The sequence below is a fragment of the Tritonibacter mobilis F1926 genome, from assembly GCF_000376545.2.
In the GTDB taxonomy this organism is placed as follows: domain Bacteria; phylum Pseudomonadota; class Alphaproteobacteria; order Rhodobacterales; family Rhodobacteraceae; genus Epibacterium; species Epibacterium mobile.
In genome coordinates, this window is the sequence record NZ_CP015230.1 from 1,678,112 (window position 1) to 1,691,781 (window position 13,670).

Genomic DNA, 13,670 nt, shown 5'->3' on the forward strand with positions numbered 1-13,670 from the left:
CTTACCCTCCTTACCTATTGCGGTTTCCGCGTGCGAGCATGCGGCTCATCTGGGCGGCGATCTGCCCACGGGAGCGCTGGAACCCGGCCACATCGGGGGTGGTGACATTCATCACCACGGTTGGGGATTTGCCGCCGCCTTGCGTCTTCACCCCGAGGCTTCCGTCATGGCCGCGCGCCAGCGGCAGGATCGCCTCTGGCCCTGCTTCGCCCATCAGCCCCAGCCCGCCGCGCATCGGGAAATGCGTCGGCGAGGACACCACGCCACCGCGCGCAAAGGGCGTGACCTTGCCCTGACTGAAAGCCGCGCCATCGGCAAAGGGCAGGATGCCACCGACCAGCGCGCCGATCCCGTCGCTCACCAGCCCGCCGAGGTGATCCGTCACGGGGCGCATGGCGGAGTTGAAGGTGGTGTTGATCATCGTCTTCGCGAGGCTTTCCAGCGCATCGCTCAGGCTGTCGCCATCCACCACCAGATCCTTCATCGCGCGTCGCAGCCCCCGGCTGAGGCCGGTTTCAAAATCCGCCGCATCGGCTTGGGTCGCGGCAAAGGCCGCGCGCACCCGGTCCATCTCGGCGGTGAACTGCGCCGCCATCCCGGCGGCATCGCCAAGGCTGTCTTCCAGCGGACCCGCCTGGGATTCAAAGTCGGAATCTGTCGTGTTTGCCATGGGTTACTCCGGTTGGTTCACGTCGTTGGTCTGATCCGGGAACTGCGTCATCAGATGGCTCAGGCGGTCGCGGTCCATGGGTGGTGTGCTGGCATCAAGGTTCAGCATCAGCCGCAGCTCTGCCGGGGTCAGTTGCCAGAACTCGCGCGGTGTCAGCCGCAGCCCCAGCATCCCGGCCCGCATCAGGGCGGGCCAGTCCAGCATCGCGGCACGGCTCATGCATCCCCCGCAGGAAGCGCGAAACTGAGCGCCAGCAATTGCGCCGCAACCTTGGTGGCCTGCATCACGCCGCCCTCGATCTCGGCCTGCGCCAGATCTGCGCGGCTGATCTCAGACCCGGCACCGCGCAGCCCCGCCGCCAGAAGCGCCAGCACATCGCGCGAGGAAAACCTAACCTTTTCAAACCGTTGCACCAGGGAGATCAAGTCGCCCTCGCCCAGCTCCGCCTCCAGTTCCGCCAGCGCGCCCAGCGTCAGCTTCAGCATGTGCGGCTGGCCATTGAGCACCAGTGTCACTTCGCCTGCATAAGGGTTTGCCATGGCTCAGGCCGCCGTAAAGGTCAGCGCACCGGCGGAGGCCAGCGACAGCTCATAGGTGGCTTCGCCATTGTGGCTGCCGGCATATTCCAGTGCTGTGACCTGAAATGGCCCTTCAACGGTGCCGAAATCCGGGATCACCACCTGGAACGCCGGGGTCTCGCCGTCAAAGAACAGCTGCCGCGCGCGTTCGTCGGTGTCTGCATCGCGAAACACGCCCGAGCCTGAGAGGTTTGCCGACCGCACGCCGGCTCCGCCCAACAGCTCGCGCCAGCCGCCCGCGCTGTCGAGGCTGGTCACATCGACGCTCTCGGCGTTGAAACTGATACGGGTGGCGCGCAGGCCTGCGATGGTGGTGAAACTGCCGGTGCCGGTCATATCCACTTTGATCAGGAGATCCTTGCCGTTTTGAGCACTCATGGGTGAGGTCCTTCTGTTAATGCGTTGAAATTCAGTCAGGAGTCTTCGAGACGCGCGGAAAACCGCAGCGCAATTGAGCGATCCCCGTTGCTCAGCCGTTTGGCGTTGGCGCGGTCGAACCACAGACCCACCAGATGCCCGCGTGCGAGGATCAGCGGCGCATCCACCAGCGCATCCGACACCGCCGCCGCCGCCCGTTTGGCTGCGCTGAACCCGGCCGCATTGGCGACCACGGTCACGGTAAAGCGATGGAGCGCGCCGCCGCCTGTGACATCGGATCGGTCCCGCACGCTCTCAGCGCCGAGGGTCACATAGATCCCCGGCAGCGTGCCCGCAGGCAGCATGTCGTAGATCGCCGTGCCCACCTCTGCCGCCAACGCGGCATCGCTGATCAGGTGCTGGTAGACGGCGGTTTGCAGGCTGTGAGACAGCGCATAGGTCATGTGGCCAGCTCCTCTGTTGCGAAACAAATGAGGTAACGCCCGTCCATGTCGCGCTCTGCCACGGCGTCGATCTTGTAGATGCGACTGCCTTCGCGAAACCGCTGGTCCGGTTTGGGGCGCGCGGGAGATCCCACCGGGGCGGCGCGCAGGGTGATCCGGTAACGCTGCAGCGAGACGGAGGTGCCACGTCGGCCACTCTCGCGGCCCGTCAACGCGTCAACCTCGGCCCAGTGCTGGCCCAGCTCGACCCAGGTGATGTCAAATCCCCCGGCGCCATCGCTGGTCGCTTGCGGATCTTCCAGCCGCAATGGGCGGTTCAATCGCGGCGCGCTCATGATTGCACCCCGCTCCGGGACAGGCTCAGGCGTGGCAGGCGGTGCCGGTCCAAGAGGCTCGCCACGCCAAAGGGCATGCAGCCCGCATGCAGCGAGGTGTCATCGCGGTACTCGTAATAATGCGCCGCCAGCAGCATCACTGCCTGCGCGAGATCGGCCGGAAGCGCGTCCCATGTGGCGGCCATCCCGGCGGTGAAGCGGATCACCGCGCCGCCCCCCGAGGGCATCATTGGCCAGACTGCCGCACGCGGCGTCAGGCGCGGAGCATGGGCGTCGGGCGCCAGCGCATAGGCCGCCTCAGGCACCTCCGTCTCCGCGCCGGTCTGATCCACCAGCGCCACCTGCGAAACGGTCGAGACCGGCGCCACCGGCAGCTCCACCACGCCGGGCCAGGCATTGAGCCGCCACTCGTAGTTGCGTGTCAACAGCGCCTTGTTGGTGCGCGCCTCGATCGCCGCGAGGCTGGCGCGCAAGAAGGCCAGAAGCACCGCGTCCTGCAAGGCCTCCTCGCCAAAACCGGTGCCCAGACGCAGATGCGCCTTGAACGCCGCGAGCGGCAAAATGCTGTCGGGCAGCGGGGTCAGTTCGTGCAAAATCATCGGCTCTCTCCGCTGAAAATCTGTCACCCTCACGCGGTCTCTGCCGCGCCGTCCGTTGGACGGGTGCGCACCGGGTCTGCCGCTCGGACGGAGGGAGCAGCTGGACGACAAACCCATGAGGCGCGCACCCGCCGACGGAGCCGGGCTGCCGGCCCCGTCATCCGGGCCTAAGCGCTTAGCTCAGCCCGAATTTCATCAGCTTGATCGCGGCAAAGTCGCTGACGTCGCCACCCACGCGCTTGGTGGCGTAAAACAGCACATGCGGCTTGGCGGAGAACGGGTCGCGCAGGACACGCAGGTCCGGTCGTTCGGCAATGGTGTAGCCTGCGCCAAAGTCGCCAAAGGCAATCGAAAGGCTGTCAGAGGCCACATCCGGCATGTCCTCGGCCACCAAAACCGGGTAGCCCATCAGCCGCGCAGGCTCGCCCGCCGCAAGACCATCCGACCACAGGAAGCGGCCATCGGCGTCCTTGAGCTTGCGGATCAGACCGGCCGTTTTGGAGTTCATCACAAAACTCGCCCCGGCGCGGTAGCGCGCATCCAGCGCATAGACCAGATCGATGATCGCATCCGCCGAGCCGATATCGCCGTCGCTGCCTGTGGCCACATAGCCGATATTGCCCCAGCTCCAGCTGTCATTGTCCACCGTGGGATGGGTCAGGATGCCGGTGGGCTTGTCCACGCCATCCCCCGAAATAAAGCTCTGCGCCTCGGCGCGGGCGAATTTGTCGGCAATCCGCCCCGCCAGCCAGCCCTCGATGTCAAAGGCGCTGTCATCCAAGAGCCGTTGCGATGCCTTGGGCAGCGCCGAAAGCTCGTGCAGCGGGATCACGATGCGATCAATCGACGGCGTGCCGGTTTCCGTGACCGAGCCGGTCTCGGTGGCCCAGCCCGCACCCACATCGGAATGGTCGATCAGCACGTCAAAAGACGTCGCCTCCACATTGACCACCGAGGCCACCGCACGGATCGAGGCGGTGGATTGCAGCACCGATTTCACCACATCCGAGGTCTGCGGGTCGACGAGGAAACCGCCATCGGAATTCACCGCCGTCGACATGGCCTTGGTGCCCATGTCGAGGCCGCGAAAGCCCTCCTCGTCACCATGGCGCAGATAGGCTTGCATGGCCTTTTGATGCGGCGCGCCATCGACCTCCGCCGCCGCCAGATGCGGCCGGGCCGCGGTTTGGGTTTTACGATCCAACATGGTCATACGCTCTTCCGTCTGTTTGAGTTTCTCGGTCACGTCGTCTTGGAACCCCTTGAAATACTGCACGAATTGCGAAACGGCCTGTTTCACTTCCGTGGCCACATTCTGCGGCGGGGTCGCCGCATCCTCGGGCGCGTGGCCCGTGAATGGATGATCTGTCATCTCTGATCCTCTTTCGGGGGTTAGGGTCTGGTGGCCGCGCGCAGGGCGTCCGCGAGGGCGCGCAGGCCCGCATCGGAGGCGTCGGATTTCGCCGCCTCCGCCTCGCGCCGGGCAAGCCGCGACAGCCGGGCCGAGGGCAGCATCGGGAATGTCACCAGCGACACCTCCCAGAGCTGCAGTTCCTCCAGCCGCCGGTGGCCTTCCTTGTCGCGGGTCGCCTTCACGGTGCGATAGCCGATCGACAGCCCCTCGATGGCCCCGGCGCGCACCAGAGCGGCGGCTTCTGCGCCTTTCTGGGTCTCCGTGAGGATACGCCCTTTGACGCGCAGGCCGGTGTCGTCCTCAGTGATCTCGTCCCAGACGCCGATGGGATGGCTCGGGTCATGTTGCCAGAGCATCTTGACCTTGCTGCCGCGCGAGTGATGCGCCGCGAGTGAGGCCGCATAGGCGCCACGGGTGACGATATCCTTGCCCTGATCTGGGGCACCAAAGAGGCTCGCATAGCCTTCGATCACCTCTCCGGCGCTTAGGGACAGCGCCTCGCCAAAGCGGGCGAATTTGGTCTCGAGCCGGGGCTCATGATCTGTCAGCATCACGCTCTACCTTTCTGAAATGTCTTGATTATCGCTCAGGGCAACTGCACCGACAAAAAGCCCTGAAAGGCCTGCGCCAAGATCACGGCGGCAACGCCGTAGACAGTGATCCAGAGCCGTTTTTCCAGCCGCTCCATCATCCGTTCCATCCGATCCAGACGCCGATTCAGCGCCTCCTGACGGATTTCGCTCACGCGTTCATGGGCACTCAGTCGCTGGCTTGGGGCGCAGTCAAAGGGCGGCAACGGGTAGTCAGTCATCCGGCCCCTCCACGCTGCGCGGCGGCAGGCCCAGCATCTGGCGCTTCTCAGACTCTGTCAGGAAATCCGCCTGTGTGACGCGCCGCCACTGCGCCTCGCGTTCGGTGCTGAGGGCCTGCACCTGATCGAGATCCGGTTTCAGCTCAAGGACTTCGGTGCCAAACCGCATCAGCCAGTCCGAAAGTTTCGCCGCCACCCGCATCGCCAAGGGCAACACGGTCAGGCGATAGAACGCCCGGTTGGCCTCTTGATAGTTGGCATAGGTGGCATCGCCCGGTATCCCCAAGAGCATCGGCGGCACCCCAAAGGCCTGCGCGATCTCGCGCGCGGCGCTGTCCTTGGTGCGGTGAAACTCCATATCGGAGGGGCTGAACCCCATCTGCTTCCAGTCCAGACCGCCCTCCAACACCATCGGCCGTCCGGCATTGCGCGCGCCCTGGAAATTGGCCTCGATCTCCTCGGAAAGGCGGCGGAACTGGTCGTCGCCCATCTGCCCCAGCCCGTCCGATCCGGTCCAGACCAGCGCGCCGGAGGGTTGCGCGGCATTGTCCAGCAGCGATTTTGACCAGCGCGCGGCGGCGCCATGCACCTCGACCGCGGTGGCGGCAGCCTGCAGCGGCGCCAGACCGTAGTGATCGTCCAATGGATGAAAGCTCTTGAGGTGGCAGATCGCGGGGCGCGCGGGATCTATCGCAAAGCGATGTGTCTTGCCGCCGACCGCATAGTCATAGCCCACCGGCCAGCCATCGCGCCCCGGCACCACCCGCACGCGGTCCGGGCGCAGGATGTGCAGTTCCACCGGCCAGCCCTCATCAGCGGCGACCGCCTCGATATAGGCATTGCCCGACAGAAGCAGATTGGCATAGAGCGCCTCCAGCATCTCGGCCCGTGCCTGCGCCGCATTGGGGCGCGACAGCAGCGAGAGCAGCGGGTGGCTGTCATACCTCGCATCCGTGCTCTGGAGCACCAAAGGCAGCGCGGCGGCGGCCTCGGCGATGAGTTTCACCGCGCGGTGGCCAACCGGGTTGCCCAGAAACCCTGCACGGGTCAGAGAGACCGTGTCGCGCGGCCCCCAGGCGGCCTGCGTGCCATTGCCCATCGGCAGCACCCGCGCCGCAGCGCTGGCCTTTTGCGACGGGGCCGCAGCCGCCGTCTGATCCACTCGCCCCGTCTTGCGTCGCAGCAGGTCAAAGACCATGGTGCACTCCTTTGCCGTTCCGGTTTCGCCTTGGGCCGATGCCCGTCGTGTTGGAAAACAATCTGCCACAGGGGTTTGAACATCCCGCCAGCATGGCGTGCGCCGGGGGCGCAACACCCTGCACCAAGCCACTGATAGAAAAGCAAAACGCCCGCGCGAGGCGGGCGTTTCACCGGAGATTTCAAGGGACAGCTCCGATCCTCAGTGGGGGTAAAGCCCCCTCCCGAGGGGAGGGTCGGGGGCTGTCCGACCTGACGGTCGGACGGATCGGTCGTGCGTCCACATTACAGGCGGCGTATCTTGGGGCAGCGATGCTGTTCTGCCGGACCGATAATCAGCGCATGCAGCGCCCAGACCAGCGCATCCACACGGTCGGGAGAGCCATCACCGCGATAGCCCTGCGCCGTCATCAGGCACATCTGCTCCTCCAACTCTTGCAGGCCCGGTGCATGATGCACGCGCCCCTGCTCATAGAGCGCCGCGACGGGCTCCGCCCGCGCCGACTTGCCTTTGCTGGCGTGGACCGGCGTGAAGGGCACCAAGGGATCAACCTGCCGCAAGACTGTGCCCACCAATGCACCGCCCTGATTGACCTCGGCCACCAGCCGGTCGGCCCGATAGACGTCGCGCGCGGCAATGGCGGCGCGCGCCCAGCCGGCTGGCCCCAGCCCCTGCACCGTGTGATCGGCCAGCACATAGGCGCGCCACTCGGAAATCGGCCCCTGTGTCTGCGCCCCGGCAACAATGATACCGCAGGCATCAGATCCCTTATGCGCACTCACCGACGGGTCCACCGCCACCACGATCCGGTCGAGGGGCGGTCTGTCACGACGCTGGAGCTGCTCCAGCATGCCCGACGTCCAGAGTGCGCCATCCACATCCGCCAGCATCACGCCGTCCAGCTCTTGCCGCGCCAGTCGCGATCCACCATAGCGCGCGCGCACTTCTGTCAGGAAGCCGGGCGCGAGATTGGCGCGGTTGGCCTCGGTGGGCGCATGGGTGGTGACGGTCGAGGGGCTCTGAAGCAGCTGTTTCAGCAGCGGCACATTGCGCGGCGTGGTGGTCACACAGACGCGCGGGGCTGCGCCCAGACGCAGGGCGAATTGCAGCATGTCCCATGCGTCCTGAGCGCGGCGCCATTTCGCCAGTTCGTCCACCCAGGCGGCATCAAACTGCGGCCCGCGCAGCGCCTCGGGGTCAGAGGCCGAAAACGCCTGCGCGGTGGCCCCATTGGGCCAGACCAGCCTACGTTCACCCGCACGCCACTCCGGACAGCGGTCCGGCGGCGAGCAGGCGAGGATGCCGCTGTCGCCATGGATCATCACGTCGCGCACCTGATCGTAGGTCTCGCCGACCAGCGCCATGCGACGCGCGCGACCGATGCCAAAGGGTTCTGCCCCCTCCACCTCGGACCGCACCCATTCCGCGCCGGCGCGGGTCTTGCCCGCCCCGCGCCCGCCCAGGATCACCCAGGCGCGCCACTCGCCCGCGGGCGCGCATTGATGCGGCAGCGCCCAGAGATCGAACACATAGGGCATCGCCGCCAAGGTGTGGTCATCCATCTCCTCCAGCCAGATCTGCGTCATGAAGCGCGGCACAGAGGCCAGCCAAGCGGCGCTCGATCTCATCGCGGGCGGCACAGAGGTCGAAAGCCACCATGCGGGCGGCACCAGGGGCGTCTTTGCGGTCGACAAGGGTTTTCTCCACTTTCTGGATGTCACGGATCAGGCCATCGAGCTTGGCAATCTGCGGCTTTAGCTGCGCGGTGTCGGGATTGATGTCCTGTTCCGCCTCAAACTGGGCGAGGTAATCCTCGCTGATCCGGCGCGCACGCCGCAGGCTGTCGTGCAGAGAGCGCAAGAGGTCAGAGCTGATCTCAATCAGCTCTTCGGGGGTCTGTGTTGTCATGGGGGTACGGCCTCGTCTCAGAACGATCCGATGGGAGAAACGGGAGGCTAGGATCATTGACCCGTCCAGGTCCTGCGATCCTTGCCCCCACGTTTTCCAGCTGCCGAGAATGGTTTTACAAGACGTAAATGAACATCACCTCAAACCACCGTCCGCTAGGGGCGCAACGGGTGATGCGAGGCTCTGCCTCGCGCTCCGGGATATTTGAGGGTTAGAAGAGGTTGAATGTCGCGCCCCCCAACTTCTTCTAACAAGAAATATCCCGGGGGGTGAGGGCTTTGCCCTGCAAAGCACGAGGGGGGCAGCGCCCCCCTCATGTCGTTAGTTGTTGTTGCGCTGCGCTTCGATTTCGCGCCACTTGGCCACGTTGCGATTATGCTCTTCGAGCGTTTCAGCAAACGCATGCCCGCCGGTGCCATCCGCCACAAAGAACACATAATCGGTCTGATCCGGGTTCACCGCCGCCACGAGGCTCTCAAGGCCCGGATTGGCGATTGGTGTCGGCGGCAGACCTTCGATCACATAGGTGTTCCAAGGCGTGACGCCGCGCAGCTCACTTTGGCGCAGACCACGGCCCAGCACACCTTCGCCCTTGGTGACGCCATAGATCACAGTGGGGTCAGTTTGCAGGCGCATGCCGCGCTTCAGGCGGTTGGTAAAGACCGAGGCCACCACGCCGCGTTCCGCAGCTACGCCGGTTTCTTTCTCGATGATCGAGGCGAGGATCAGCATCTCTTCGGGGGTTTCGACGGCCGCATCCGGGCTGCGCGCCTCCCATGCGTCTTTGATACGTTTGTCCTGACGCGCTTTCATTTCCGCAAGGATCGACTCGCGCGAGGTGCCGGGGCGTATCTCGTAGCTATCCGGCGCGAGGCTGCCTTCGGCGGGGCGACTGCCGGGCTCTCCTTCGAGGATGTCCATGGCTTTCAGGGATTCGACAACCTGCCAGCTGGTCACACCTTCGGCGAGTGCGATGCGATAGCGCGTGTCGGCCTCGGATTTTTTCTCGGTATAGACCGCAGGGGTTTCATCCACGCCGGGCACAAATTCCGCGCGTTCCACAAAAGCACTGGTTGCGGGGTCCAGCTCGCGCACCTCAGCCAACACGCGGGTCACGCCGACGCGGTAGACGATCTCTGTGCCACAGGTCGAGGCACCGCCACGGGTGATCTGATCGACGATGCCTTCCATCGAGGCACCGGGCTCAACCAGATAGCTGCCCGCTTTGAGATGCTGCGCTTTTTCCGAGTATTTCACCCCGATGCGAAAGATGGTGCCGCTGGAGACAACGCCATCGTCCTCAAGCCGACGCGAGACCCGCGCCATATTGGTGCCACCGGGAACCTGAAAGCAGATTGCCTCCGTCAGGGGACCTTCAGAGGTATACTCGTTCTTGCCCCACAGGATCACACCCGCGAAGAGGAACAGGCCGACGATCAGGATCGTCAGCATGTTCGAGGCCAGACTGCGCCACATATCAGTCGCTCACTTTCCCGAAGATCACCGAAGCATTGGTGCCGCCAAAGCCAAAGGAGTTCGACAGCGCCACATTGATCTCGCGTTCGCGTTTTGCATTGGGGGCCAGATCGACCGGGGTTTCAACCGCAGGGGTATCAAGGTTGATCGTCGGCGGTGCCACCTGATCGCGGATCGCGAGGATGGAGAAGATTGCCTCAATCGCGCCCGCCGCGCCCAACAAGTGGCCGGTGGCGGATTTGGTCGAGGACATGGTCGCCTTGCTGGCGTGATCGCCCAACAGACGCTCGACCGCGCCCAGCTCGATGGTGTCCGCCATCGTCGAGGTGCCATGCGCGTTGATATAGTCGATGTCCGACGCGCTCAAACCCGCATTGGCAAGGGCTGCGCGCATGGAGCGCTCGCCGCCCTCGCCGTCCTCGGAGGGGGCGGTGATGTGGTAGGCATCGCCTGACAGACCATAGCCCAGAACCTCGCCGTAAATCTTGGCGCCGCGTGCCTTGGCGTGTTCGTATTCCTCCAGCACCACGATGCCAGCGCCCTCACCCATGACAAAACCATCCCGGTCCGCGTCATAGGGGCGCGAGGCCTTGGTCGGGTCATCAGCATATTTGGTCGACAGCGCCTTGCAGGCGTTAAAGCCCGCGATGCCAATCTCACAGATTGCCGCCTCGGCGCCGCCTGCGATCATCACGTCTGCGTCGCCGGATTTGATCAGGCGGGAGGCGTCGCCAATGGCATGCGCGCCGGTGGAGCACGCGGTCACAACCGAGTGGTTCGGGCCTTTGAAGCCATGACGGATGGAGACCTGACCGGAAATCAGGTTGATCAGCGCGCCGGGGATAAAGAAAGGAGACACGCGACGCGGGCCTTTTTCCTTAATCATCACGGCCGTATCTGCAATGGAGCTCAGACCACCGATACCGGAGCCGATCATCACGCCGGTGCGCAGACGGTCCTCTTCGGCTTCAGGCGTCCAGCCTGCGTCCTTAACGGCCATCTCTGCGGCGGCAATGCCATAGAGGATGAAGTCATCGATCTTCTTTTGATCTTTCTTCACCACCCAATCGTCGGGGTTGAAGGTGCCATTGCTGCCATCGCCGCGGGGAACCTCGCAGGCATAGGTGGTTGTCACGCCGCTGGCCTCTGCATCAAACAGGGTGATGGGGCCCGCGCCGGACTGTCCGTCCAGAAGACGTGCCCAGGTTTCCTCAACCCCGGATGCCAGGGGGGTCACCAGGCCCAGTCCGGTAACTACTACTCGACGCATTCCTTGCTCTCCTTAGCACTTCAGGCAATTTGCCCACCCAAATAGCTTGGAATGACCAAAGGGCGCAAGGGCGGGAAGGCGTCAGGGCCATTCCGGCACATTTGCGTTAAATCTCGCTCAACTTTCCACAGCCCGTAAGGCTTTGGTAACACGAATGCGCAACAGTGATCCTAGGACGAAGCAACGATCCCGGGTTCCCATATGGCGCTCTCTCAAGAAAACAGGCCGTAGGCGAATAACTTGCCTGCGGCCTGTGATATTTTAGAGAGGGATTTCGGCACCGCACAGAAGGGGTGCCAACAGATCAGAGAAACTCTGCCACGGGTTCCGGGTCCGGCTGGGCCGTCGCCAGCGCCTCTTCCAGCGTGATTGTCTTGTTGAACAAGGCCCGCCCCACCAAGGCACCTGCGATATTGGGCAGGTATTTCAAACGCGATATATCATCGGCGCTGCGCACCACACCGCTGGCAATCACCGGCGAATGGGCTTCGCTCGCCAATGCGGAGATCAGCCCCAATTGTGCGTCCAGATCGCTCATATCGCTGTCGATGTCGGTCACCAGAATGCCCGCAAACGGCGCATTGCCAAACGCTTTGACAAAGGCTTCGGGCGTCCATGCCCCCGCTTTGCGCCAGCCCTCAGTCATCACCTGCCCCTGCCAGACATCCACCGCGAGCACGATCTGATCCGGATAGTATTTCGCCAGTTCCGCCACCGCAGCAGGATCATAGGCCGCCATGGTGCCAATCACCACGCGTCCGACGCCCTTCTCGATCCAGTATTCCGCCTGTTCGCGTGAACGGATGCCTCCACCAAGCTGGATCGGCAGCCCTGCCGTTCGAATGAGATCTTCGACCAAAGCCTGATTGCTGTCGTCGCCCTGCAGCGCATTAAAATCGGTCAGATGCATCCACTCTGCGCCCGCCTCGGCAAAGCCCTTTGCGGTCTCCACCGGATCCACATGCCAGATCATGGGCGCGTCCAAATTGCCTTTGTCGAGCGTCACGCAGCGCCCGTCCAGAAGTTCCATCGTGGGATAAATCATCATGCGCCGTCATCTCCGATCTGTTTCATAATGATTATGAGTGTAGCACGATGTTGGCACATTTCGAAACGTCGCCCGCGTGCTGAGAGCATGCGAAGAGGTGTCACCAAACAGAAAGCGGCGCTTTCCATCAGGAAAGCGCCGCCTCTTCAATCACGAAATCGTGAGGTCTCTTGGAAGGGTCCGATTAGGACGCTTCGGAGATGAACTTCACTGCGTCGCCGAAGGTCTGGATGGTCTCGGCCGCGTCGTCCGGGATCTCAATGCCGAACTCTTCTTCGAACGCCATGACCAGCTCAACGGTGTCGAGGCTGTCTGCGCCGAGGTCGTCGATGAAGGAGGCGCTCTCGGTCACCTTGTCTTCTTCCACACCCAGGTGCTCTACAACGATCTTTTTCACGCGATCTGCGACGTCGCTCATGTCTATTCCTCGTTTTTTACAGGGCTCTCGCCCGGTTCTGCCCTTGCCCACTCGGGAAGGTTGGTTGTTGCCCAAGCGGGCGGTGGGGTCCCCGTTCGGAAACAGGGGCGCGGTGGCACAGCGAGACGCCTGCCAACACGTAAGATGGGGGGCCTATAGCACAGACACAAGCCGACGCAAATGATTTCCAATATCTTAAGCGCCTTTGCAGGTGCCGCATTTTCAGGCGCGTGTCCCCTGCCCCAAAGAACAGAAAGAGCGCCGCAGCGCGACAGGTTCACTGCGGTTTTACAGCTGCCGTTACGTCATGCAAACGCTTGAAAACACGAAAAAAGCCGCGTTGTTTCCAACGCGGCTTTGACGAATACGACCGGGCAGCGATCAGAGCATCGCCATGCCACCGTTCACATGCAGCGTGGTGCCGGTCACATAGGCGGCCTCTTGCGACGCCAGATAAAGCACGGCGGCGGCGATCTCTTTCGAATCCCCCATGCGGCCTGCCGGGATCTGGCTGAGGATCGCGTCTTTTTGGGTGTCGTTGAGCTTGTCGGTCATCGCGGTGGCAATGAACCCGGGCGCAACCGCGTTCACGGTGATGCCGCGATTTGCGACCTCATAGGCCAGAGATTTGGACATGCCGATCATACCGGCCTTGGAGGCGGCGTAGTTGCCCTGACCGGGGTTACCCGTGGCACCGACGATGGAGGAGATATTGACGATGCGGCCCCAGCGCGCCTTCATCATGCCGCGCAACACGCCGCGGCACAGACGCATGGTGGCGGTCAGGTTCACGTCCAGCACGCTCTGCCATTCCTCGTCTTTCATCCGCATGAATAGGTTGTCCTTGGTGATACCGGCATTGTTCACCAGGATATCGACAGAGCCCATCACCTCGGCGGCCTGTTTCGGCAATGCCTCAACCGCCTCGGCATCGGAGAGGTTGCAGGTCACCACATGCGCCCGTTCGCCAAGCTCCTCGGCCAGCGCGTTCAGCGGGTCGGGCCGGGTGCCGGACAGCGCAACAGTCGCACCCGCTGCGTGGAGAGCGCGCGCAATGTCGCCACCGATGCCACCCGATGCGCCTGTGATCAGCGCGTTCTTACCTGTCAGATCAAACATATCTG

Annotated in this window: 18 protein-coding genes; all 18 read right to left on the reverse strand. The window is 63.6% G+C overall.

Annotated elements, in window-relative coordinates; translation table 11 throughout:
• Positions 1–10: 10 nt before the first annotated feature.
• A complete protein-coding gene (locus K529_RS08045; RefSeq protein ID WP_046002130.1) occupies positions 11–670 on the reverse strand; it encodes a phage tail tape measure protein in 660 nt (219 codons plus the stop codon).
• Positions 671–673: 3 nt separating this feature from the next.
• Positions 674–889: a rcc01693 family protein gene (locus K529_RS08050; protein ID WP_046002129.1), complete on the reverse strand. Its 216-nt coding sequence runs from the start codon at positions 887–889 to the stop codon at positions 674–676.
• Positions 886–1,209, reverse strand: coding sequence for a gene transfer agent family protein (locus K529_RS08055; RefSeq protein WP_046002128.1), 324 nt, complete (start codon positions 1,207–1,209; stop codon positions 886–888). The genes K529_RS08050 and K529_RS08055 overlap by 4 nt, the downstream gene beginning before the upstream one ends.
• Before the next feature lie 3 nt (positions 1,210–1,212).
• Entirely contained in the window at positions 1,213–1,626 is a 414-nt protein-coding gene (locus K529_RS08060) for a phage major tail protein, TP901-1 family (RefSeq protein WP_011538405.1), read from the reverse strand.
• Between the two features lie 35 nt (positions 1,627–1,661).
• Entirely contained in the window at positions 1,662–2,069 is a 408-nt protein-coding gene (locus K529_RS08065) for a DUF3168 domain-containing protein (protein WP_046002127.1), read from the reverse strand.
• On the reverse strand, positions 2,066–2,404 hold the full coding sequence (locus tag K529_RS08070) for a head-tail adaptor protein (RefSeq protein WP_046002126.1): 339 nt from the start codon (positions 2,402–2,404) through the stop codon (positions 2,066–2,068). The genes K529_RS08065 and K529_RS08070 overlap by 4 nt, the downstream gene beginning before the upstream one ends.
• Entirely contained in the window at positions 2,401–3,003 is a 603-nt protein-coding gene (locus tag K529_RS08075; protein ID WP_046002125.1) for a head-tail connector protein, read from the reverse strand. Before K529_RS08075 ends, K529_RS08070 begins: the two co-directional genes overlap by 4 nt.
• A gap of 175 nt (positions 3,004–3,178) precedes the next feature.
• A complete protein-coding gene (locus tag K529_RS08080; protein WP_046002124.1) occupies positions 3,179–4,375 on the reverse strand; it encodes a phage major capsid protein in 1,197 nt (398 codons plus the stop codon).
• Positions 4,376–4,395: 20 nt separating this feature from the next.
• Entirely contained in the window at positions 4,396–4,968 is a 573-nt protein-coding gene (locus K529_RS08085) for an HK97 family phage prohead protease (protein ID WP_046002123.1), read from the reverse strand.
• A 35-nt stretch (positions 4,969–5,003) separates the two neighbouring features.
• On the reverse strand, positions 5,004–5,228 hold the full coding sequence (locus tag K529_RS08090) for a GTA head formation protein, RCAP_rcc01685 family (RefSeq protein WP_005685939.1): 225 nt from the start codon (positions 5,226–5,228) through the stop codon (positions 5,004–5,006).
• Positions 5,221–6,426: a phage portal protein gene (locus K529_RS08095; RefSeq protein WP_046002122.1), complete on the reverse strand. Its 1,206-nt coding sequence runs from the start codon at positions 6,424–6,426 to the stop codon at positions 5,221–5,223. The genes K529_RS08090 and K529_RS08095 overlap by 8 nt, the downstream gene beginning before the upstream one ends.
• A gap of 284 nt (positions 6,427–6,710) precedes the next feature.
• Positions 6,711–8,012 (reverse strand): DNA-packaging protein, encoded by a 1,302-nt coding sequence (locus tag K529_RS08100; protein ID WP_227512272.1) that lies wholly within the window; start codon positions 8,010–8,012, stop codon positions 6,711–6,713.
• Entirely contained in the window at positions 7,981–8,334 is a 354-nt protein-coding gene (locus K529_RS08105; protein ID WP_005679631.1) for a ubiquitin family protein, read from the reverse strand. Before K529_RS08105 ends, K529_RS08100 begins: the two co-directional genes overlap by 32 nt.
• A gap of 321 nt (positions 8,335–8,655) precedes the next feature.
• Positions 8,656–9,810, reverse strand: a complete 1,155-nt coding sequence (mltG, locus tag K529_RS08110) for an endolytic transglycosylase MltG (RefSeq protein ID WP_005645141.1) — start codon at positions 9,808–9,810, stop codon at positions 8,656–8,658.
• 1 nt (position 9,811) lies between these two features.
• Positions 9,812–11,080 (reverse strand): beta-ketoacyl-ACP synthase II, encoded by a 1,269-nt coding sequence (gene fabF, locus K529_RS08115; protein ID WP_005645143.1) that lies wholly within the window; start codon positions 11,078–11,080, stop codon positions 9,812–9,814.
• Between the two features lie 304 nt (positions 11,081–11,384).
• A complete protein-coding gene (locus K529_RS08120; protein ID WP_005645145.1) occupies positions 11,385–12,128 on the reverse strand; it encodes a 1-(5-phosphoribosyl)-5-[(5-phosphoribosylamino)methylideneamino]imidazole-4-carboxamide isomerase in 744 nt (247 codons plus the stop codon).
• 184 nt (positions 12,129–12,312) lie between these two features.
• Positions 12,313–12,546, reverse strand: coding sequence for an acyl carrier protein (locus K529_RS08125; RefSeq protein WP_005645147.1), 234 nt, complete (start codon positions 12,544–12,546; stop codon positions 12,313–12,315).
• 381 nt (positions 12,547–12,927) lie between these two features.
• Positions 12,928–13,665, reverse strand: a complete 738-nt coding sequence (fabG, locus tag K529_RS08130; protein ID WP_046002121.1) for a 3-oxoacyl-[acyl-carrier-protein] reductase — start codon at positions 13,663–13,665, stop codon at positions 12,928–12,930.
• Between the last annotated feature and the right edge of the window lie 5 nt (positions 13,666–13,670).